15 protein-coding genes are annotated in these 22,558 nt (G+C 43.2%); 10 read left to right on the plus strand and 5 right to left on the minus strand.

Going from position 1 to position 22,558, the window contains the following annotated elements:
• Window positions 1–20 precede the first annotated feature (20 nt).
• Window positions 21–3,131, minus strand: a complete 3,111-nt coding sequence (locus MKZ16_RS12050) for a glycoside hydrolase family 2 TIM barrel-domain containing protein (protein WP_076100779.1) — start codon at window positions 3,129–3,131, stop codon at window positions 21–23.
• Between the two features lie 121 nt (window positions 3,132–3,252).
• Here MKZ16_RS12050 and MKZ16_RS12055 point away from each other — a divergent pair, with 121 nt between their 5' ends.
• Both MKZ16_RS12055 and MKZ16_RS12060 read left to right on the plus strand, forming a co-directional pair.
• On the plus strand, window positions 3,253–4,077 hold the full coding sequence (locus tag MKZ16_RS12055) for an AraC family transcriptional regulator (protein ID WP_036689725.1): 825 nt from the start codon (window positions 3,253–3,255) through the stop codon (window positions 4,075–4,077).
• Window positions 4,078–4,244: 167 nt separating this feature from the next.
• Window positions 4,245–5,150 (plus strand): hypothetical protein, encoded by a 906-nt coding sequence (locus MKZ16_RS12060; protein ID WP_036689727.1) that lies wholly within the window; start codon window positions 4,245–4,247, stop codon window positions 5,148–5,150.
• Between the two features lie 47 nt (window positions 5,151–5,197).
• Here the strand turns inward: MKZ16_RS12060 and MKZ16_RS12065 are convergent, their stop codons facing one another.
• Complete coding sequence (locus MKZ16_RS12065) at window positions 5,198–6,067, minus strand: AraC family transcriptional regulator (RefSeq protein WP_076105374.1); 870 nt, start codon at window positions 6,065–6,067, stop codon at window positions 5,198–5,200.
• A 137-nt stretch (window positions 6,068–6,204) separates the two neighbouring features.
• Here MKZ16_RS12065 and MKZ16_RS12070 point away from each other — a divergent pair, with 137 nt between their 5' ends.
• Entirely contained in the window at window positions 6,205–8,871 is a 2,667-nt protein-coding gene (locus MKZ16_RS12070; protein ID WP_076100776.1) for a family 78 glycoside hydrolase catalytic domain, read from the plus strand.
• A 172-nt stretch (window positions 8,872–9,043) separates the two neighbouring features.
• Window positions 9,044–11,425, plus strand: a complete 2,382-nt coding sequence (locus MKZ16_RS12075) for an alpha-L-arabinofuranosidase C-terminal domain-containing protein (RefSeq protein WP_076105375.1) — start codon at window positions 9,044–9,046, stop codon at window positions 11,423–11,425.
• 73 nt (window positions 11,426–11,498) lie between these two features.
• Here the strand turns inward: MKZ16_RS12075 and MKZ16_RS12080 are convergent, their stop codons facing one another.
• Window positions 11,499–13,004, minus strand: a complete 1,506-nt coding sequence (locus MKZ16_RS12080) for an alpha-N-arabinofuranosidase (protein ID WP_076105376.1) — start codon at window positions 13,002–13,004, stop codon at window positions 11,499–11,501.
• A gap of 150 nt (window positions 13,005–13,154) precedes the next feature.
• Between MKZ16_RS12080 and MKZ16_RS12085 the strand changes: the two genes are divergently transcribed.
• The 6 genes from MKZ16_RS12085 to MKZ16_RS12110 all read left to right on the plus strand — a co-directional run bounded on the left by MKZ16_RS12085 (window position 13,155) and on the right by MKZ16_RS12110 (window position 20,358).
• Window positions 13,155–14,057 (plus strand): ArsR family transcriptional regulator, encoded by a 903-nt coding sequence (locus MKZ16_RS12085; RefSeq protein ID WP_076100771.1) that lies wholly within the window; start codon window positions 13,155–13,157, stop codon window positions 14,055–14,057.
• 170 nt (window positions 14,058–14,227) lie between these two features.
• Window positions 14,228–15,235 (plus strand): LacI family DNA-binding transcriptional regulator, encoded by a 1,008-nt coding sequence (locus tag MKZ16_RS12090; protein WP_036689737.1) that lies wholly within the window; start codon window positions 14,228–14,230, stop codon window positions 15,233–15,235.
• 179 nt (window positions 15,236–15,414) lie between these two features.
• Complete coding sequence (locus MKZ16_RS12095; RefSeq protein ID WP_036689816.1) at window positions 15,415–16,356, plus strand: ABC transporter permease subunit; 942 nt, start codon at window positions 15,415–15,417, stop codon at window positions 16,354–16,356.
• A 14-nt stretch (window positions 16,357–16,370) separates the two neighbouring features.
• Window positions 16,371–17,258, plus strand: coding sequence for a carbohydrate ABC transporter permease (locus MKZ16_RS12100; protein WP_036689738.1), 888 nt, complete (start codon window positions 16,371–16,373; stop codon window positions 17,256–17,258).
• A gap of 55 nt (window positions 17,259–17,313) precedes the next feature.
• Entirely contained in the window at window positions 17,314–18,951 is a 1,638-nt protein-coding gene (locus MKZ16_RS12105) for a sugar ABC transporter substrate-binding protein (protein ID WP_076105377.1), read from the plus strand.
• Between the two features lie 63 nt (window positions 18,952–19,014).
• Window positions 19,015–20,358, plus strand: coding sequence for a glycoside hydrolase family 30 beta sandwich domain-containing protein (locus tag MKZ16_RS12110; RefSeq protein WP_076105378.1), 1,344 nt, complete (start codon window positions 19,015–19,017; stop codon window positions 20,356–20,358).
• A 200-nt stretch (window positions 20,359–20,558) separates the two neighbouring features.
• On the opposite strand, the gene thiD is transcribed toward MKZ16_RS12110, so the two are convergent.
• Window positions 20,559–21,371 carry a bifunctional hydroxymethylpyrimidine kinase/phosphomethylpyrimidine kinase gene (gene thiD, locus MKZ16_RS12115; protein ID WP_038570000.1) on the minus strand — a complete coding sequence of 271 codons (813 nt, stop codon included), beginning with the start codon at window positions 21,369–21,371 and terminating at the stop codon, window positions 20,559–20,561.
• A gap of 131 nt (window positions 21,372–21,502) precedes the next feature.
• Window positions 21,503–22,384 carry a DUF4850 domain-containing protein gene (locus tag MKZ16_RS12120; protein ID WP_076105379.1) on the minus strand — a complete coding sequence of 294 codons (882 nt, stop codon included), beginning with the start codon at window positions 22,382–22,384 and terminating at the stop codon, window positions 21,503–21,505.
• Window positions 22,385–22,558 lie beyond the last annotated feature (174 nt).

Raw genomic sequence — 22,558 nt, forward strand, 5'->3', positions numbered from 1 at the left:
TTTTTTATAAGTGGAAGAGATTAGAGCAGTGAGACAGTGAAACGGAAGATGTACGGGCGATTAGCCGGCAGAGTGAACTCTTCGTGGGTTGGTGCGCCCCAGCTGTCGTCCCCGCCAACACCCATTTGCTTGTAGTTAACTCTTAGTACGCTTTTGTTCGAGACTGGCAATTTATAGACGTGATCATGGGCTTCCAATTCCTCAGGTTTCCAAGGCAGGGCATTAATCTCTATAGGCGTTGCACTTTCAAAATAGAGCCCTGATCCATCCTTGCTCTCTGTAATTGAAGCAAATCTGACATCTGTCTTGTTGCCGCACTCCTGAGGTTTGAGATAAGGCGTGAATTGTTCACTGACCTTGCCTGTATAACGTCCGAGTGGTGCCCCTGTTTGTCTATCCCAATAATTCTCATGAGGCCCGCGGCCGTACCATGATAGGGTATCAAGACTTCCATCTAGAACGAACATCATTCCGAACTCAGGGATTTCTGGCAGAACGCTGCTGCCCGGACTCAGTTCTTGCGTGATCTCTAAAGTCCCGTCAGCGCGAATCACATACTGAACCCGAAGCGTGGAATCCGGACTTGTAGCCAGAAGGTAGCTGGCAGAGACGAGACAGAGAGAGCCTTCGGTTCTAAATGTAAAGCTGATTAAGTGTTGTTTGTGCGATGCCTGCTTCCATACTGCACACCGCTGTGGCAATTTATTACCGCAATCATTATCTGTGACTGCTCTCCAGAAGTTAGGTCTTACAGGTTCTAGCAGACGTTCTTTGCCTGAGGAACGATAAGAGTTCAGAGCACCCGTAGTGGTACTAAAGCTCAGTTCGAAATTATCACCTTGTACGTTCAAAACATTCTCAAGCTCGCTGACACGCAGTGTTTCTGTGGTCCTCTTTGAGGTATTGGTTACGAAACGAGGTGACAGAATGAACTGTTCCCAAGCGATTTCGTGATTGGCTTCTACCCATATAGTTGCTGAAGGCTGAATAAAGGAAAGATTCAGAACTGCCTCATGATTGCCACGCAGTGAATCCAGCTCGTAAGGAACTTTGCATGAAGTGCTCTCACCTGGTGCACATGAGATCTTCAGTAAGCCTTCTTGCGCAGTTACTCCGTCTAAACGAACTTCCCATTTGAGATCGTATTCCTTTAAGTTGGTAAATAAGAAGGAATTGCGAATCTGGAAGAGTCCTTCTAGAATATTTTCAGCCGTTACTTTAATATTCTGATAACATTTTTTGACCTCAAAGAGCTTAGGAGTAACCGTACGATCAGCAAAAAGCAATCCGTTGCCACTAAAATTGCCGTCATGAGGCGATTCACCAAAGTCCCCGCCATAAGCGAGATATTCAATTCCCTCGGAGGTGTGGGTCCGAATGGCTTGATCTACCCAATCCCAAATGAATGCACCTTGAACAATGTCATATTTGTCGAACAAGTCACAGTATAAGTGCAGCCCACCGCATGAATTGCCCATGGCATGACTGTATTCGCAGAGGATATAAGGCTTCTTCGGATTATTAAGCGCATATTTTTCAACATCCTGCGGTTTAATGTACATAGTAGATTCTATGTCACTTGCTGCTTCCGATTCTCTACAGTGAAAGATCCCCTCATAATGAACTGGCCGCGAAGGATCGGTTTCTCTCAGGTAGTCGTGCATAGCGATAAAATTGTCGCCTCCGAAAGATTCATTGCCGAGAGACCAAATGATGACAGAAGGGTGGTTTTTGTCCCTTTGCATCATGGAGTTGCAGCGGTCAATGACATTGGCCCGCCATTCCGGTTTGCTTCCAGGAACATTCCCGTCATTCAATCCTTCTTGGCTGTATGCCCAAGTGCCGTGCGTTTCCAGATTGGTTTCGTCAATTACATATAATCCGTATTCATCACATAACTCGTACCAGACAGACTGATTCGGGTAATGGGAGGTTCGAACGGCATTAATATTATGTGTTTTCATTAATTGGATGTCGCGCAGCATATCTTCTTTGGCTAAAGCACGACCTGTGTCACAAGAGAACTCGTGGCGATTGACGCCCTTAAGCACGATTCTTTTGCCGTTGATCTTCATAAGTCCGTCTCTAATCTCAAACTTGCGGAATCCAACCTTACAGCTGACCGTTTCTTGTGTATGCCCGTTGTCGTCATTTATAGACAGGACTAAGGTATAAAGATAAGGGGTTTCAGCACTCCATTTAAATGGCTGCTCAACCGGGGCAGAAAGCTTGAGTTGCTGGACGCCTTCTTGCTCAAAGGAACCAGTAGTGGAGATAGGAGTCTCCCAAACAGGCTGGCCCTCTTTATTGTAAAGCTGCATTTGCAGTGTATATGGGCTTTGCTCGTTAAAGTAATTTTCCACCTTGATATCTACATTTAAATCCGCATGTACGAAGTTTTCATCCAGGTCGGTGTGGACGAAGTAATCAGCAATATGAACGGAAGGCGCCGAATAAAGATAGACTTCCCGAAAAATACCGCTAAGGCGCCAGAAATCCTGATCCTCTAGCCAGCTGGCATCACACCAACGATAAACCTCGACAGCTAGTTTGTTGTCCCCTGCAACTAAATATGGGGTGATATCGAACTCTGATGGAGTAAATGTATCTTCACAGTACCCGACAAGTGCACCGTTTACCCAGACATAGAAAGCGGATTCAACACCCTGAAAGCTTAGGTACACCGGTTGACCGTTCCAAGACTCAGGTACAGTAAAGGTTCGCAGATAAGAGCCTACTGGATTATATTTTGTTGGGGCAAAGGGGGCTTTAAGCTCTGGCTCGGATTCCGCCCAAGGATATCGGAGATTTGTATATTGTGGATAGTCGTAACCTTGGAACTGCCAGTGGGACGGTACAGGAATTGTATCCCAATTACTGCAATCGAAATCGGCTTTATAGAAATCCACAATTCGTTGATCCGGTGTTTCGGAAAAAGCGAATTTCCAAAGCCCATTGAGGGTTTGGTAGAAAGGTGAGGTTTCTTTATCGTTAGTTAGCGCTTGGGATAAACTACGGTAAGGGATCATGGAGGCATGTGCATCCAATCGATTCAATTCAAAAGTCTCTGGGTTGTTATTCCATTCCGGATAACCGTTAGCAGGTGGCTGGTAGACAAACTTTGCTCGCATGAGTTGATCTCCTTTATAATCATTGTAATGTTATTATATTCATATTATAAGTTGAAGTAATGTTAGGATAAATAAAAGAATTTTAGTCCCAGATAACAAAATATGAAACGAGGACTTTTTTATGGAGAGCAAAATTATTTTTTGCCAAACAGAAGATGTAAGCATGCTGCCGCTTTATGCTACAACCCTTGGATTTTGGGAGCATCAGCCAGAAACTATACGTCCTGCAGGCTTTCCAGACTATCAAATACATCAGATTCACGAAGGTAAGGGTGAGCTTATCATTCATGAGAGCCGATATCTCGTGGGGCCAGGTGATGTGTTCTTTTTGTTCCCGGATATTCCTCATTCGTATGCCCCTATCAGTGGGAAGGAGTGGAAGGTATCATGGGTCTCGTTCAATGGCAGAGAGGTTGGTCAAATGCTGCTCTATGCGGGCATCCGCGAGTCTGGTCCTGCTAGATTAAAAGAAGATCAATGGCTCAATCCTCTAAAGCAAATCCTTATGCTGCCAGATAGCAATGAGCTGGAAACCAATTTAGCACGATCAAAACATCTTTACGCATTGCTTCTGGATTTAAAAAGAAAGCTAGTATCGCCTCTGAATGAGGCACATGAATTGGAGCGAATCAAACCGGTGCTGCGTTATATAGAGAGCAATCTGCATAGGACGCTTCCTTTAAAGGAGCTGGCGGAGATTATTTCTGTATCGCCACAGTATTTATGCAGGCTTTTTCAAAAAACAATTCATGATCGACCTGTAACCTATATCAATAAGCAACGTATCAATTTGAGTAAACAGCTTATGTTTAATGGACGCGATAAAAAAATGTATGAAATTGCCCAGCTAGTGGGCTTTGATAATGCTAGTTACTTTTGTTTGGTGTTTAAAAGATTGACAGGGATGAGTCCTGAGCAATTTAAGCAGCTGCATGGTTTGGATTAGATAAACGCTTACTTGTTACCGTCTAGCACAACATGATATAGTTTACTTGAGTTCCTGCGATGTTTTTTTTACTGCTTAGCCCATACTTTTACTGCCACAAGAATTCAATACATAGAACCAAATTAACGATCTGAAATGACGAAAAGCATCAGGAAGGAGACATCATTTTGAATGAGAAGCTAAAGCAAGCCTATGAGCGTTTGAACTTGCCTGAAGACGTTACCCGGGAGGAATTGAACAAAAGGTTAGATATTCATTTGAAACGCCGTCGATCGAATTCGACTGAAGATGAGGTCGCAGCTTATGAAGAGGAATTCCGCGCTTACAAAACCATCCTAGATGGCTTGGATCAGAAGGAGATTCAGGAAGCGGAGGACAAGCGCCTGGAGAAGTGGGGAGCCATGTCCGGCGTAGCACGTAAATCGGAGAATTTCTTTCGGCTCTACAAAACGCACACTATTATTTCTATTATCGTGCTGCTGGTAGTTATCTTTGGGGGGAAAGCGCTCTATGATCAGTGGCAGGAAAGAAAATATGAAGCTACGCTCCCACCGGTAGATGTTCGAATCATGTTCCTAGGCAACTATGAATCTCAGGACTCGTCAGGTAAGAATGAAGAGCTAAAACAAGAGATTATCAAACGTTACCCGACCTGGAAGAGAGTGGAGGCAGAAATCGTTTATCTACCCTCAACAGGTGGGACGGACGGTGGAGTCTTGGATATGAGCTATATGCAGCGGGCTATGGCGATGCTGGCAGCCGACCATCCGGATATCCTGATTATGGATGATGCTACTTTTGAATGGATTGGCCAGCAGTCGGGACTGCAAAATCTGGAGTCGTTTATTAAATCCGCAGGACTTCCTCTGGACGATAACCGTTTGAAACGTATGACTAACCCGGAGAGTGGTCAAGAGCTGATTACTGGCATAGATATCACAGATACGGATTTTGCTACAGAACTCCCTATCCATTCTAACCAGATGATCATCGGAACGTTAGGGCAAGATGACAGTAAGACTAAATCAACTGATTTTGTTGAGTTTTTACTTAAACAGATCACTAATCAATAAATTAATAGGGCCGATGTTGTATGGATGTTCATACGACATCGGCTTTTTTATGATCTGTAGAGCTTGCGGTACGCGATGGGTGTCTGGCCGACTATTTTTTTGAATACAGCGTTAAAGGAGTCGATGTCACGGTAACCAACTAGCTCGGCAATCGTATTAATTTTATGTCCAGAAGTACGCAGCAATTCACAGCTTTTATGCATTCGCAGATTCTTCAAGTAGGTCCCAAAGGACTGGCCAGTATGCTTGTGGAACATACGCTGAAGATGCCTGCTGCTCCACTGTGAAATACGGGCTAATTCGGCAAGTGTAATCTTCTCTGACAGATTATGCTCTAGGTATTGAATGACTTGCGTGAAGTCTGCCATATCCATCGTAGATTTGTCATCTTCTCCGTATTTTTGCCTGTACACTGCTATGATTAATTGACTCAGCAGGGTGTAAAGCATTGTTTTGGAGCCCATACCGGATACCGACATTTCATGATATAAATTCAGCATTAAGCGCTCGATAGAGCCATCTCGACCTGAGACGGAAAAGTAAGATGAGCTGCTACTCCCAAGAGTGGCTAGGTGCTCCCGGATAGATGGCTCTTGAAGGACGATATTTAATTGCTCCACCATTTGCATATCAAAAAGGCAATTATAGACGATCAGGCGATTCCCTAAAGTATCAGAAGATGCTGGACGGAACACATGGGGAGCACCTACAGGAATCACGAACAGCATTCCTTTTCTAACGGGAAAGATCTCATTTTCAAGGTGATGAAAACCTCTTCCTTCAGCTACATAGCAATACTCAATAAATTCATGTGCATGAAAAGGGGCATGGAAGTTCTCTGAATAGCGGTTAACCAGCAGATGCAGATCGTTTTGAAAAAAGACTTCACTTTTGAACAATTCGGTGGTTCGTTGCATATTGAATTCCCCTTTCCAGATTTATGGCATGATTGCAGGGATATGATGTCCTTTTTACCGGGTGATGAAAGCGGTAACGCAGCTATAATTATAGGGCAAAGACTAATTTGTAGCTATAGAGGGAGGTTTTTATCTATATGTTCGCAATCACTAAGCTTCGTTGTGAGTACAAAGAAAATCCGCTAGGAATTGATGTGATCAGACCCAGAATCAGTTGGCAGTTAGTTTCAGATGACAGGGACTGCATGCAGTCTGCTTATCAAATTCAAGTGGCTGAGAATATGCTTTTTCAAGGCAAGCTATGGGATACAGAGGAAGTAAAGTCTTCTCAATCGATCCATGTTGAGCTTGAAGGTCTGCTGCTGGAAGCTCGCACGCGTTATTATTATCGGGTTCGGGCATGGAATCAGAATGCAACAGACTCGGGTTGGTCTGAGGTTGCATTTTTTGAAACCGGAATATTAGATGCAGGGAATTGGCAGGCGGAGTGGATCAGCGCTCCTACAGCCTCTTTTTCACAAGATTCTGAGATTTGCCCACAGCTTCGTACATTCGTGGATGTAAAAGGTCCAGTGGAAAGTGCAAGGATTTATGTTACTGCTTTGGGCTTGTATGAACTGCAGCTGAACGGAAGTCGGGTGGGAGATCATTATTTTACTCCAGGCTGGACCAGTTACAGTAAACGGCTGCAATATCAAACTTATGATGTCACAAAGCTTCTGCATGAAGGTGCGAATGCGTTAGGCGCACTGTTAGGCAATGGCTGGTACAGAGGGTATTTGGGCTGGGATAATCAAAAGGAGATTTATGGATCAAAGACTTCACTTCTGCTGGAGCTTCATATCCGGTACGCAGACGGTTCAAATGAGCTTATTAGCTCAGATCAGAATTGGCAGGCTGCAAAAAGCGCAATTATGATGTCTGAAATTTATAATGGTGAAACCTATGATGCTCGGCTGGAGCTGGATATCACCGATCCTTCATCAGAAGGTTGGCATCCAGTGGAGATTATTAACTATTCCAAAGCGATTATCGTTGCCCAGGAAAATGTGCCAGTGACACAAGTTGAAACCTTGAAGCCGATTGCACTGCTGACTACCCCGCAGGGAGATAGAGTGCTGGACATGGGCCAGAACATGGTAGGGTGGTTAAAATTTAATGTGAAAGGTCAATCTGGTCAGGCGGTAGAACTTCAGCATGCTGAAATATTAGACCGGGACGGAAATTTCTACACGGAGAATATGCGTAAAGCGAAACAGTGCATCCGCTATACTCTGAAAGGTGGAGAGCAAGAGACGTATGAACCACACTTCACTTTCCAAGGTTTTCGGTATGTGAAGCTTAGTGGGTTCTCAGCAGATCTTCAACTAGAGGATTTCACAGGAATTGTGATGCACTCCAATATGGAACGTACGGGTGATTTTCAGTGCTCAGATCCACTTGTGAATCAACTGCATCACAATATCCTGTGGGGGCAAAAAGGGAATTTCCTCGATGTGCCCACTGATTGTCCACAGCGTGATGAACGGCTCGGCTGGACGGGGGATGCTCAGATGTTTGTCCGCACAGCCTCTTATTTGATGAATACGGCACCATTCTTTACGAAATGGCTGCGAGATTTGAAGGCAGACCAAACCCCTGAGGGCGGCATTCCGTTTTTTATTCCAGAGCTGAGAGCAGCTCCTCCTGGCGACGGAGATACTAACCATTCTTCTGCGGCCTGGGGAGATGCAGCTACGATCTGTCCATGGACAATCTATGAAATGTATGGCGACAAAAGGCTGCTTGCAGAGCAATACGAGAGCATGAAGCAATGGATTTCTTATATTTATGCACAGGGAAGCAATCCTTATCTATGGAATACTGGGTTTCATTTCGGCGATTGGCTAGCGCTTGATTCCAAGCCAGACAGCTATGTAGGGGCTACAGATCGGGATTATGTCGCCACCGCTTTTTATGCCTATTCTGTTTCTCTGACTTTGAAAGCGGCAATAGCCTTAGAAAAATCGGAGGACGTGGACTATTATAGTGAGCTGCACGCCAAAATTATAAAAGCATTCAGTGATGAGTTCATAACACCTGCGGGCAGGTTATCCGTCTCTACACAGACTGCACAGATATTAGCCTTACGTTTCGATCTTGTAGAAGGGGTCGCCAAAGAACGTGCAATTCAGAAGCTCACTGAGCTGCTTGCTGAAGCTAAGGATCATCTGACTACTGGATTCGTGGGCACACCTTATCTGAATCCTGTGCTCAGCGAGATTGGAAATAACGAACTCGCGTATAAGCTTCTTTTTCAAAAGGATTATCCATCATGGCTGTATCAGGTGACGAAAGGTGCGACGACGATTTGGGAGCATTGGGATGGGATCAAGGAGGACGGCAGCTTCTGGAGTGCAGATATGAATTCTTTCAATCATTACGCCTATGGCGCAATAGGTGAATGGTTGTATCGTTACGTTGCAGGAATTGGAACAGATGAGTTGGAGCCTGGCTTCAAAATCGTTCATATCAAGCCACAGCCAGGCCCCGGTCTGGATTATGCAGAAGCTAGTCTTGAAACCATGTACGGAAAAGTGGAGTCAGCGTGGCGGCGATCAGAGGATAATGGAATGGTGATCCACGTTACGATTCCTGCCAATACCAACGGTATTGTCGTTCTGCCTGGAGCCAATCAACTAGGGTTATTAGAAAATGGAGTTCCTGTAGAGCAGTCCAGAGGCGTGCACAGCATCAGCTTGGTCGATAACGGAGTGAGACTCGAAATAGGTTCGGGCAGCTATCAATTTACGTATTCTTTATAACCTATACTAGGGGGCTTCCTAGTGTGAACTGACATCGAGGGGTATTCGGTGTCAGTTTTTCGTTTTCGAATTGACGAATGTAGAGAGGAGTTATTATAATGATTTATATTGATATGAACTAAGTAATATAAATATAAATTAAATTGGAATTCACAAGGAGGAAGACAAAAGAATGAAAACAGAAGGAAAATTGACGATACATACGCAGCAGCGGGGGGCGGAGTTAGGCGATCTATTCGGTATTTTCTTCGAGGATTTGAATCATGCGGCCGATGGTGGGCTTTACGCTGAGCTAGTTCAGAACCGATCTTTTGAATTCGACCCGATTGACCGGGCAGATTATCATGCGCTGATGGCTTGGGAGCCTGTAGAACGTGGAGATGGAAAGGTGAATATCTCTGTAGAAGACAGCAAGCCCTTAAATGATCGTAACCAACATTATGTTGCCATCGATATTGTGGCTGAAGGTGACGGCGTTGGCCTGATGAATCTAGGCTTTAACAGTGGTATTCCGGTAAAAGAAGGCGAGAATTATAACTTCTCGGTGTATGCCCGCCGGGAGACAAGCTTTGATGTGCCGCTTACCGTAAACATCGAAAGCACAGACGGCACCATTCTTGGTGAAGTGGAAATAGCCGTTAGCAGCTCGGAATGGACCCGATATGAAGCCGTTATCACAGCTAATAGCACAGACACAAGCAGTCGTCTTGTAATCGTTACCAAAGGTAGCGGGAAGGTATATCTGGATATGGTTTCCCTATTTCCTGAGAAGACCTTTAAGAATAGACCCGGAGGCATGCGTGAAGATATTTCGCTGCTGCTCGCTGATTTAAAACCTAAATTTATGCGGTTCCCAGGAGGATGTCTGGTGCATGACGGTTCCTTGGATCCAGATGACAGAGACTCCATGTACAGATGGAAGAATACGATTGGGGATGTTGCACAAAGACCGGCAAGACGCAATAACTGGTCGTATAATCAGACACTTGGGTTAGGTTATTATGAATATTTTCAGTTCTGTGAGGATATTGGAGCTAAGCCGATCCCCGTTCTTCCGGGCGGCTATGACCCGCATCATAAACGGATGGTACCGCTGGATGAATTAACGCCTTGGATTGAGGATGCTTTGGATTTAATTGAATTCGCCAAGGGGGATTCTTCCACGAAGTGGGGAGGCATTCGTGCAGAACTGGGTCACCCCGAGCCTTTTGGGCTGGAGTATGTCGGCATTGGGAATGAAGAGGTAGGCGCACCCTTTTTCGAGAGATATCCTTACTTTCATCAAGCCATTAAAGCAAAATATCCGGAAATCAAGGTCATTAATTCTAGCGGCCCGTTCTCTGCCGGTCAGGAATATGAACGAGGCTGGACGTCGGCAAAAGAGAACAATTCGGACCTCGTAGACGAGCATTATTACTGTACACCTGAATGGTTCCTGGCTAATCATCATCGTTATGATGACTTCAAAGCGGATGAGCCAAAGGTATTCCTCGGTGAATATGCTTCATGGGGCAATACCTATTACAATGCATTGGTGGAAGCAGCATTTATGACAGGTCTGCAAAATAATGCCCATGCCGTTGGCTTAGCTTGTTATGCTCCAATGCTCTGTAATGTGGATTATATCAACTGGAAGCCGGACCTGATCTGGTTCAATAATCATGAAGTGTACGGCACGGCAAACTATTATGTGCAAAAGCTATTCATGAACCATCAGGGAGATCATTTGCTGAAGATGGAAGCAGATGGCTTCACGGCACCGAAGGAAAGCAGAAAGGAAGCGATCACTGGAGCCGTCAGTTTCGGTGTGGATGCCTCCGCTGCTCGTTTCTCCGAGATCACATTAGTCAACAATCTTACGGGAGAAGTGAAGACGTACTCTGACTTATCAGAGGAAGTCTCAAATCTGCCTGACCCTGCTCAGAATAGAACGGCTAAACGGACACTAGAGCTTGGTGAGACAGAGTGGGAAAACTATACTTTGCATTTTAAGGCTACACGAACCGCAGGAAATAAAGGGTTTATCTTCTATTTTGGTAAAGCGGATGATCAGAATCATTTGTACTGGGAGCTGGGTGGCTGGCAGAATCAGGATTCGATTGTGGCCTCAATTATCAACGGAAGAAATTCTGTTCTGACGCATACTATGTTTACGGTTGAAACAGATGTAGAATACGATCTTAAGTTAGAAGTGGTGGGCAGACAAATCCGTACTTTTATTAACGGAGAACTGGTGAATGAGACAGAAGATAAACTTCCGGTCATCGAACCGTTGTATTACACGGCAAGTGTGGAAGAATTAACGGGGGATATTATCCTCAAGACAGTAAACGTACAAGAGAATAGTGTTTCTGCTGAGGTTGCACTGGAATCTTTGGCAAAAGAAGCACTGACCATCGAAGTCTATGAAATGTCGGGATACCAGCTTGAGGACGAAAATAACTTTGAGAATAAGCAGCAGGTCTCTCCGAAACAAACCAGCTTTAAGACAGAAGGAAGCAGCTTTAGTTATGAGTTTCCGAAGCAATCCGTGACAATTTTCAGAATAAAATAACGAAGACGCCCCCATGAATCTATAGCTTATTAAAAATTCATGGGGGCATTTCTATGACTAATTACAAGTTAACTTAGCCGTTCACACGCAGTCGAATCACATTCCAGGAAGCTTTTGCGAGAAGGGCTTTTACATGTCCACCCTCAACAACGGCTTTGCCTTGACTAGGCATCACGTTATGAGGATTGGATTTGGTATTTATAGCTTTAATATCTTCATGTTCCAGTACAATATGCTCAATAATGTTTACGGAACTGAAGCTGCGCAGATCCACGTCGAGCTCTAGTCCTTCGGATAAATGGCGGTTTACAGCGAAGACGGTTACTTCATTCAGCTCCTCGTTGTATACACTAATGGCTTCCAAGTAAGGCACATCAGTGAAATCTTTGGAATCGTATTTAGGGCTGGAAATCAGCGGGTGAAGTACGGTTCCACGACCATAAAGGGAAGCATGCAGGTACGGATAATAAGTAGTCTGCAGCCAAAGCGGTCCGCCATTTTCAGTCATAATTGGGGCGATAACATTGATCAGCTGCGCTAAGCAGGCCATTTTCACACGATCAGCATGCTTCAATAATGAAATAAGACAGCAGCCCACAACAAGTGCATCTTCAAGTGTGTACACATCTTCGAATTCTGGCGGTGCGATCTGCCAGTGTTGTTCGGCACGGCTGCTGCCTTGTGATTTCCATACATTCCATTCATCGAGCGACAGATTTATTTTCTTTTTGCTCTTTTTCTTCGCTTGAACATAATCACAGGTGGCAGCCACACTGCTGATGAAATGATCCAAATCCATGGAGCGGGCTAGGAAGTTAGGCGTGTCGTCATTGTTGTTATTGTAGTACGTATGCAGTGATAAATAATCCACATTATCATAAGAAAGATCAAGCACGGTAGCTTCCCACTCGGCAAAAGTGTCCATGCCGCTGCCGGAGCTGCCACAAGCCACAAGCTCAAGCGTTGGATCGACCCAGCGCATAGCTTTTGCAGTTTCGTTCGCTAACCGGCCATATTCGACCGCGGTTTTAGCTCCAATCTGCCACGGACCATCCATTTCATTTCCGAGGCACCAGGTCTTAAAAGCGTGGGGCTCTTTATACCCATGAGAGATCCGCAGGTCACTGTAGTAGGAACCGGAAGGATGATTGCAGTACTCTACTAGATTTCTAGCTGCATCGATGCCGCGTGTTCCAAGGTTAACTGCCATCATGACTTCGCTGCCTACGAGCTTAGCCCAATCTGCAAATTCGTTGGTACCCACTTGATTGGTTTCTGTGGTCCACCAAGCTAATTCAAGAGATTGCTTGCGTTCATGCTTGGGTCCAACCCCATCTTCCCAATTGTAACCGGATACAAAGTTTCCTCCAGGATAACGGATGATAGGAACGTTTAGGGCACGAATAGCTTCGATGGCATCGTTCCGAAAACCATTCTGATCCGCAGTAGGGTGACCCGGGTCATAAATCCCACCGTAAACTGCTCTTCCTAAATGTTCGATAAATGAGCCGTAGATCCGCGGGTCTACTTCAGCTAGTCTGAAATCTTTGTCAATAATCATTGTCGATTTAATCGGCATGAGTGTACAGCTCCCTCTAGTTGAATTAATGATTTCACTAATTAAGTAATTGTTTTATGATTACATGATACTGATTTTAGCTTATAATAAGCAATGAATTAATTTAGGATTCGTTAAAATACTAATTCAATAAGCATAGGAGACGTTGAAATGTACTTAACCACAGATTCTGAATCCTTGCAGGTGTATGAAGCACTGGCAAGTGAAGTTAGGCTGCGAATTATTGAACTTCTGGACCGCAGAGAGATGCACATCAAAGAGCTGGCAGCGGAGCTCTATCTTAGTAGTGCAATTGTTAGTACTCATGTAGCAAAGCTGCAAAAAGCAGGCCTGATCAGTTCTAAAATGAGACGAGTAAATGGAGGGACCTATAAATATTGTTCTTTGTCTGCGAATTACCTGCAGATTAAATTATCAGGCTCCCGTGGAGTTGCCAGAAAGGTGGTTGAGGTGTCTATCCCTGTAGGGCAATATACCGATATTCAGGCTTTACCTACCTGCGGGATTGCTACTACTGAGAAACTGATCGGCTATTATGATGATCCACGTTATTTTCTGGACCCGGAACGGGTGAATGCCGGCATTGTATGGTTTGCGAAAGGTTCTATCGAGTACAAGATTCCAAATTATCTATTTCAAGATCAAGTGGTGCAAGAGATTGAGATTTCACTGGAAATAGGTTCCGAAGCTCCACATGTAAATGAGAAGTGGCCGTCGGATATCGGCTTTATGATGAATGGACAGGATTTAGGAAAATGGACCAGTCCGGGCGACTTTGGCCTCACTAGAGGACGATTAAATCCCATTTGGTGGCGTTCGGATGTTAACCAATATGGTTTGCTGAAGGTTCTGCGGATTAATGCAGGTGGAACCTTTGTGGATGGGCAGCAAATCTCAGATATTACCTTAGAGGATGTACGAGTAGAGCAGGATCAGTGGACCTTTCGTTTAACGGCAGAGAATAGCGGACGGAGAAGAGGTGGACTAACCATATATGGCCGTGGATTTGGGAACTACGAGCAAGACATTATGTTTAGAGTGTATTACGAATGATTTCGAGTTTACAGGTAAAGTGTTTATAAGATTCTGTAGAAAATTTAAGCTTGTGTACCAATTATTACCTCTGATAAAATAAAAATAAAAAATATATTGTAATGAAAACGTTTTTATGTTAATTTAAATCTATAAAAACGTTTTTATTCGTAAAGGAAGATTGAATCATTATGGAAAAGGTAACGATCAAAGATGTTGCCAGAGAGGCTGGAGTCTCCATTTCTACGGTTTCCAACGCGTTAAATGACGTAGATGTATTAAACCCGGAGACGAAATCACATGTTCTTAAGGTTGCGAAGCGATTAAATTATGTTCCTAACCTGAACGGTAAGCTCCTAAGGAATGGAAAAACCAAAATGCTGGGTTTTTTCACAACAAGTGTGTCGGGTCCATACTTCTATAAACTGGTCGAGTCCATGTCGCGTGAATGTGATCGACTAGGTTACGGGCTGAATGTATTTGTTACCAAGGATAAACAAGTGATTATGAGCAATATTCTAGGCCGGCGAGTGGATGGTGTCATTATCTACGAGGAGCTGAGAATAGACGAAGAAGAAATTGCTGCAATGGTGAAAGACAAGATTAAGGCTGTATTTTTAGATCGACCGCTTAAGAACGACACGATGGGAAGCGTGATTTTTGATTCCTTTGAAGCGGGGTTTGAAGCGACCAAATATTTAATCAGTCTAGGGCATAAAAAGATTGCTTACATATCTGGTGTGGATGAGATGTACGACAGTGTTCAGCGGAGAGAAGGATACTTAGCTGCTTTGCGTCAGTATCAGCTACCCACGCATGAAGAGTATATTATACAAGGATATTTTGAGGAAGAAAGCACTTACAACGCTATAAAATCTTTTCTTCATTATAGTCCTGATAAAATACCTGATGCCTTCTTGGCAGGGAACGACTTGAGTGCGATTGGATGTATTCAAGCTTTGAAATCGCATGGATACGAAGTTCCTCTAGATGTTAGCGTTATGGGGTTTGATGATATTGATATTGCGCAGTATTTCTCACCACCTTTAACTACGGTAAGAAATCAAATTGCTAGACAAGGTATTTTGGCTATTAATCACCTAGTTCGCATGATCCAGAAGAAGGAACAGGGCGAGATGATGAAATTGGCAGGTGAATTAGTCGTAAGAGGTTCTAGTCAAGTAAAGATTGGTCGGTAAGAACACATATATGTAATGGGTTCAAGATTTTACCCGATCATTTTTTATAATTTTGTTGTTTTGGGAGGGTTTTTTTTTCAAAAAAATAAAAACGTTTTTATTATGTGGGGATCATGATTTGGAGGGGAGAAGAAAAAGTGGATAAATTAGCCGTAGTGCCAACAAACGGAAAGAATCCAATGAGCGGGAAAAAGCCTATGGGGCAGAGGGTCAAAGAATTTGTAATTGATTACAAGAGACAATGGGAAATTCAATCCATGGTCATCCCGGGAATTATTTTTATGATTATCTTTTGTTTTATTCCTATTTACGGATTGACGATTGCTTTTAAAAGTTACACCGTAATTGATACGCTCGATTCTGCACCTTGGGTAGGGCTCGATAATTTCAGAATTATTTTATCTGATAAATATTTTTGGGACGCTGTAGTCAATACATTAGGGATCAGCTTTCTGAAATTAGCCATAGGGTTTGTTATTCCTATTATTTTATCCGTTATGATTTACGAATTAAGTGGCGGACGCTTTAAAAAGATAGTGCAAACCATCTCTTATTTACCACACTTTTTGTCCTGGATCGTTCTCGGCGGGATGCTGATTGCCTGGTTTTCCTCATCCGGTATGTTTAATGAGATTATGCTCAGTTTGGGACTGATTTCGAAACCGGTAAATATTTTGCTTGATGCGAATAAATACTGGTGGATTGCAACGTTATCCGATATTTGGAAAGAGGCTGGTTGGGGAACGATTCTCTACTTAGCCATTATGTCGAAAATAGATCCTACTTATTATGAGGCTGCCAAAATAGATGGCGCAAGCCGTATGAGACAAATTTGGAATATTACGCTTCCTAATATGAAGCCGATTATCAGTTTAAATCTGATTCTCACTGTAAGCGGTTTATTAGGATCAAATCTGGATCAAACCCTGGTATTGATGAATTCTCAGAACCGCGTTAAGGCGGAGGTCATTAATTCTTATGTGTATCGTATGGGTATGACGCAAGGTGACTTCTCTTATGCTACTGCTGTTGGTTTAGGTGTCTCCATCGTTTCAGTCATCCTACTGATTAGCGCCAACAAAGTATCCAGTAAATTAAATGATAATCAATCAGTTCTGTAGAAGGAGGCATTTCTGTGAATCGTACGGTGGCTAAAGAAGATCTCGATAGTCGAATCTTTAATACCTTAAATATTATCCTGCTCTGTATTTGTACAATCATTATTGTCGTTCCTTTATGGAATGTAGTCATATCCTCTTTAAGCTCGGGTAAGGCGCTTGCGGAAGGCGGATTCATATTTTGGTCTCCAGAGTTCTCCTTGGAAAATTATCGTGCTGTATTTCAAGATGAGACCATTGGTTTAGCGTTCGTAGTATCGCTTGCCAAAACATTTATTGGTGTCATTACCCACGTATTCTTTTGTGCCATGATCGGTTATGGCTTGAGTAAGAAATACATACGTGGACGTAAGCTGTATGTTGCCATGGGTGTAATCACCATGTTTTTCTCAGGTGGAATGATCCCTACGTATTTATTGATTAAATCATTAGGCCTCTTAAACAGCTTCTGGGTTTATATTATCCCGGCCTTGTTCAGTTATTATGATGTAGTTATTCTAATGAACTTCTTCAGAAATGTACCGGATTCACTTGAAGAGTCAGCCAAAATTGATGGTGCAGGTGATTGGCGCATTTTCCTAAAAATCTTTATCCCTCTTTCCATGCCGGCTATGGCCACCATTGCGTTATTTAACGGGGTTGGGCAGTGGAACGACTTTATGACCACCAAGTTATATATTACCGATCAATCGCTCTACCCGCTGCAGATGAAGCTCTATGAAATCATTGTTCAGTCGCAAACACAATCCATGCAAAATGTTGGTGGATCTGCGATTATCGAAACTACGACTAAAGGGGTTCAACTAGCAACAATTGTCATTACAACTTTGCCGATTGTTGTGATGTATCCAATATTACAGAGGTACTTTATCTCAGGCATGATGATGGGGGCGGTGAAGGAATAGTAAGTAAATCTCCAAGTAGTGAATGCTTACAAAACTTTTTAGGGGGAATCAAAAGATGAACAAAGCATTTGGGAAAAAAGGACTCAAACTTTGTACGGCACTTATGGCTGTTGTATTAGTATTTACAGGTTGCGGATCGAAAGGTAATTCTGACAGCTCCAGTAAAGAGTTAAGCTCCATTGAAGGCCGTTATACTATAGATCCGGAAACACCGGCATGGAAGCTGGATACAAAAAAAGAGACAACAGATCTGACTTGGTACGTGAATGCAGACTGGTGGAATACTGATTTCGGAAAAGACCTTGTCACTAAGAAAATTAAAGAGGATTTAAACATCAACATTAAATTCATTACAGGCGATGACACTAAGCTAAATACGATTTTTGCCGGCGGTGAAATGCCAGACCTGTTGACTATTTTTGATTCCAACTCTCCAGTCGTACAAAAAGCTGCTACATGGGCATTGCCTTTAAATGATCTGGCAGATAAATATGATCCTTATTTCAATAAAGTTGCAGAAAAAGATACGATGAACTGGTTCCAGTTAGCTGATGGCAAGACCTATGGATACCCTAACTATTCCAATACGCAAAACGATTATGATAGCGGTAACATCCCTGCTAAAACAGCCTTTGTCATCCGCAAGGATGTTTACGAGGCCATTGGAAAACCAAGCTTTGGAACTCCTGAAGAATTCAAGAGCGTTATGCAACAAATCAAAAAACAATTCCCGGACATGATTCCTTTTGGTTTTAACTCCATTGGTTCAGGCACTGGTTCTTTGGGAGATGTATTGGAGGACTTCATCGGAGTGCCGATGGAAACTGAAAATGGCGAATTCTACAACCGTAACCTGGATGAGGATTACTTGACGTGGTTGAAAACGTTAAATGAAGTCTACAGAAATGGTGACATCAGTGATGACAGCTTTGCTGATGACGGTACTGCCTTTGAAGAAAAAGTGAAATCCGGTAAATATGCAACAATACTTTTGGATGGAACACCGCAACAAAGTGGTAACCTGCAAATCTACATGACAGAAAATCCAGGCAAGGAATATATCGCTATTGATGGCCCACAAAGTACTGTTGGACATGAACCAACGTTGAATCAATCAGGAATTACAGGTTGGATGATTAGCTATGTTACTAAAAAGGCTAAGGACCCTGCCAAAGCGATTCAAATTTACACTTATTTGCTCAGCGACGAAGGACAAAAGCTCATGAACTACGGTATTGAAGGAGAAACCTATAAAGTTAACGACAGCGGTAAAATTGAATTCTTGCCTGAAATCAAAGACCTGCAATTAAATAATGCCGATAAATTCAAAAAGGATTACCGGATGGGTGAATTTATGTTTTTTGGACATGACCGTGATAAGGCGCTAAGTAACGACGCATTCGCAGATTCCATTAAACAAATGCAAGAGTGGGGCAAAGGAAAGCTGAAACCACACTTTATTCTTGAAAACATTAACCCGGCTCAAGGAACGCCTGAAGCTCGCAGTCTTACTGCAATTGACACTACTTGGAACACTACGCTTGTAAGTATGATCCGCGCTAAAGACGATGCTACATTCGACAGCACCTTAGCTGCTTACAAAACATTTTTAAATGATAACAACTGGGATAAGATTGTAGAAGTTCGTTCTGAAAAAATGAAAAACAACAAAGAAAAATTAGGCCTTAAATAAGTTAGAAAATAGAATGTGGCCCCTTCACTGGGGCCTCTTCATAGAAAGATGGAGGGAAACAACATGCCAGAGCTTAAAATTTATCAATCCACCGGGGAGAATACATTGTTTGTAGAGCAAAGTCTGCAACAATTAACTCCAATTGCTGACGCAGAGGCGACCACTACTGTAACTATTGACGAGAATCAAACCTTTCAGGAAATGGATGGCTTTGGAGCATCTTTTACGGATTCATCCGCTTATTTGATTAATCAAGTCCTGGACAACGAACAGAAAAAGGAAGTCATGAGCAAGCTTTTTGACGCACAAGATGGAATTGGTTTGTCCGTATTAAGAAATCCAATGGGGGCATCGGATTATGCTAGAGATATTTATAGCTATGATGATAGACCTGCTCAGGAAACGGATACGGAATTAACCCACTTCTCTATCGCACATGATGAAGCAGACATTATCCCTTTGTTGCAACAAGCTCTGGAAATTAACCCTGAGATCAAACTGATGGCTTCTCCATGGAGTGCACCAGGTTGGATGAAGACTAGCGGATCGATGATTGCTGGAGAACTTAAACAAGAATATTATCAGGCTTATGCCGATTATTTTGTTCGATATATTCAAGCTTTTGAAGGGCACGGATTGCCAACTTATGCTGTAACACCACAGAACGAGCCTTTATTTGAACCAAAACACTACCCTAGTATGTTAATGTTGCCTGAGGCGCAAAAAGATTTCATTAAAAACTACCTGAAGCCTAGCTTTGTTAAGCACAACATCGCTACAAAAATTCTCTGCTACGACCACAACTGGGATCGTCCAGATTATCCGTTAACCGTGCTCGATTATGCAAAAGATGAAGTAGATGGTGTAGCTTGGCACTGGTATGGTGGCAATGCATCAGCGCAATCAGAGGTTCTGAAAGCTTATGCTGATAAAGAAGTGCATTTTACAGAAGGTTCTGGTGGAGAATGGATTCCTCCGTTTGAACAAGCCTTCTCCAATGTAATGAGAACAGGGATTGATATTCTTAGAAATCATAGTAAATCCTTTGTGTTATGGAATATGGCCTTAGATGAAAAGAACGGCCCAACCGTACCGGGTTTTGGCAAAAGTACTTGTCGTGGTGTTGTGACAGTCAACCAAGAGACCAAGGAGCTTACGTATACGCTCGACTATTATGCGCTGGCCCATTTCAGTAAATTTATTCGTCCGAAGGCTGTGCGTATTGACGCTTCCACCAATCAAGAAGAGATTCGTTCCGTAGCTTTTAAGAATACAGATAACTCTATTGCAGTTGTTCTGTTCAACGATAGCGAAAAGGCTGAGAATGTTGCTTTGAACTTGCCGGGAGCGGATGAATTATCTTTCCGTTTGGCGTCAAAAAGTGCTTTATCCATTTTGATAAAATAATTAGAGGACGTAGCTCAGAAGCACTCGAATCTTGACTCGGGTGCTTTTTTTATGAAAATAATCGTATGAAAAATCAATGTTCGGTAAGCAAAGTTTTGAATTTACGGATTTTCAATAATAGTAAATAAAAATGGCAGTCCAGAGCTGATGTTCAGCATCTGGACTGCCATTTATTTTTCTGTGTAATTGGATTGTGAGTTCTAACGTTCTAAACGGTAACCACCGTGAAATACAGGACCCACATATTCATTAAACGCAAATCCATTACGAATGGCTGCGGAGACAAAATCTTTAGCTTTTGCAACAGCCTCATGAACCGTTAAGCCATTAGCTAGACCGCCTGTAATTGCTGCGGCAAAAGTACATCCAGCTCCATGATTGTGAGCGGGTTCGATTTTGGCTGTTTGGAATACAGTGTACTCAGAACCGTCGAAGAAGATATCAATCGCTTGATCGCCGCCGAGTGCTTTGCCGCCTTTAACCACGACATTACGTGCACCGAGCTTATGAATCAGACGTGCAGCTTCTTTCATTTCCTCAAGGGTAGTAAGTTTGCCAAGACCTGAAAGAACACCTGCTTCAAACAAGTTTGGGGTGACCACTGTTGCTAGTGGTAGCAATAAGTCACGAATAGCCTCAGCGCTGTCAGGGTTCAAGACTTCATCTTCACCCTTGCACACCATAACTGGATCAATAACTACATTAGTCTGAAGATTTTCTTTGATCGCTTGCTCAGCAACGCGCACAATTTCAACACTTCCAAGCATACCTGTCTTCATGGCATTAACCGGGCCACCAGCGAAAATAGTTTTTAACTGCTCAGCAACAATGGAGGCATCAATTGGATAAACATTATGGTGCCAGCCGTTGTCCGGGTCCATAGTAACGATAGTGGTCAAGGCACTAAAGCCGTAGGTACCATACTCTTCAAATGTTTTTAGATCCGCTTGGATGCCTGCGCCACCACTGGAGTCGCTGCCTGCAATAGTTAGAGTTTTAATAATTTGAGTCATGGTTACGTCCCCTTTATATATGTCTGAATTCATAAACAACGCATTGCATTGATTATAACAAAAAATAGCACCTACGTCTTTCTAAAAGCAAGAGCAAGGTTGAAAATACCTTCCTCTAAAAATTCCCACCCTTAGTCCAGCTTCTCTGCGTTTGGGTCAGCAATGAAGAGCGGTCCATGATTATCTGTAAAGAACTTCATGAGGGTCTCCACTACTTCCGGCTGTGGGGATGTTTGAGCTTGATGTATTCCGATACTGCGGAATAAATAACCCCATTCTCCCTTATCGTAATAGGCAGCACCCTCGTCCTGATAGCCATTCGCGTCTGCTTGAAGCGTATATCTGACCGTTCTGGCTTCAGCTCCTGCAGTACCTAAAATATGCTGTTCGCTAAACTTAAGCGGATTATTAATGGTAAATCCCAACGCGTCAGCCCATTCGGCTTTTTCCGGGAAATAGGCTCCGATTGCAGTGATAGCACAGCCTATACAAGTCCAAGCCGTATCTGAATAGTTCATGTTTTGTTCCGGATGGTTCGGATCCTGAAAGGTAACTCCATAAGAACCGTTAGCGCCGACAACCGCGGTAGCCTGCCATCCGGCAGGAGCGAGTAGAAGATAACCTCCACCGATATCAGGGCGGTAGACCAGCGTTGCTTCTACTTGGTTTTTCATGTCTTGAGATAAAGCAAAGGTCATTTCAGGTATGGGGGGGATTTCTGTGTTTACATATTCGCTGCCACTATCAATATTTAGCTGCGCGAGCGTGGTATGCAGTGGAATGATGACCTGCCCATTATCGGGATCACTGCTAGGAAATTCGAGCATTTTTAGAGTGGAGCTGGGTTCGTTATCTGCTTCATTATTAGTTTGTGCGTTGGTGGACGGGGGGGGAGTGGTGGGCGTTCCCCAGTCGAGCCCTTTATATCCAATCAGCAGTACTAGTACAATTACGACGCACAATATTGAAGTTAAGATCCAGCCGTTTCTAACGCTTTTTCGTTTGGATTTCATATATGCTGTACCTCCTTTGATCTTACTTATATAGACCTAAGAATGGAGTGGAAAGTTTCTTACATAATCTTTATATTTCTGAAGTTCTTCATGATATGGCGGGATAGAGCGGGAGTCCGTTTCTTAAACCCTGCATATCAATATAGAAAGAATTTCAAACAAAGCGTGTAGGAG

It is taken from the genome of Paenibacillus sp. FSL R5-0928, assembly GCF_037970385.1.
In the GTDB taxonomy this organism is placed as follows: domain Bacteria; phylum Bacillota; class Bacilli; order Paenibacillales; family Paenibacillaceae; genus Paenibacillus_AQ; species Paenibacillus_AQ odorifer.

Bases quoted from the DNA above. Each gene is read 5' to 3' on its own strand.
- MKZ16_RS12050 (WP_076100779.1), bottom strand. From the start codon at position 3,131: ATGCGAGCAAAGTTTGTCTACCAGCCACCTGCTAACGGTTATCCGGAA.
- MKZ16_RS12055 (WP_036689725.1), top strand. From the start codon at position 3,253: ATGGAGAGCAAAATTATTTTTTGCCAAACAGAAGATGTAAGCATGCTG.
- MKZ16_RS12065 (WP_076105374.1), bottom strand. From the start codon at position 6,067: ATGCAACGAACCACCGAATTGTTCAAAAGTGAAGTCTTTTTTCAAAAC.
- MKZ16_RS12070 (WP_076100776.1), top strand. From the start codon at position 6,205: ATGTTCGCAATCACTAAGCTTCGTTGTGAGTACAAAGAAAATCCGCTA.
- MKZ16_RS12075 (WP_076105375.1), top strand. From the start codon at position 9,044: ATGAAAACAGAAGGAAAATTGACGATACATACGCAGCAGCGGGGGGCG.
- MKZ16_RS12080 (WP_076105376.1), bottom strand. From the start codon at position 13,004: ATGCCGATTAAATCGACAATGATTATTGACAAAGATTTCAGACTAGCT.
- MKZ16_RS12085 (WP_076100771.1), top strand. From the start codon at position 13,155: ATGTACTTAACCACAGATTCTGAATCCTTGCAGGTGTATGAAGCACTG.
- MKZ16_RS12090 (WP_036689737.1), top strand. From the start codon at position 14,228: ATGGAAAAGGTAACGATCAAAGATGTTGCCAGAGAGGCTGGAGTCTCC.
- MKZ16_RS12095 (WP_036689816.1), top strand. From the start codon at position 15,415: ATGAGCGGGAAAAAGCCTATGGGGCAGAGGGTCAAAGAATTTGTAATT.
- MKZ16_RS12105 (WP_076105377.1), top strand. From the start codon at position 17,314: ATGAACAAAGCATTTGGGAAAAAAGGACTCAAACTTTGTACGGCACTT.
- MKZ16_RS12110 (WP_076105378.1), top strand. From the start codon at position 19,015: ATGCCAGAGCTTAAAATTTATCAATCCACCGGGGAGAATACATTGTTT.
- thiD (WP_038570000.1), bottom strand. From the start codon at position 21,371: ATGACTCAAATTATTAAAACTCTAACTATTGCAGGCAGCGACTCCAGT.
- MKZ16_RS12120 (WP_076105379.1), bottom strand. From the start codon at position 22,384: ATGAAATCCAAACGAAAAAGCGTTAGAAACGGCTGGATCTTAACTTCA.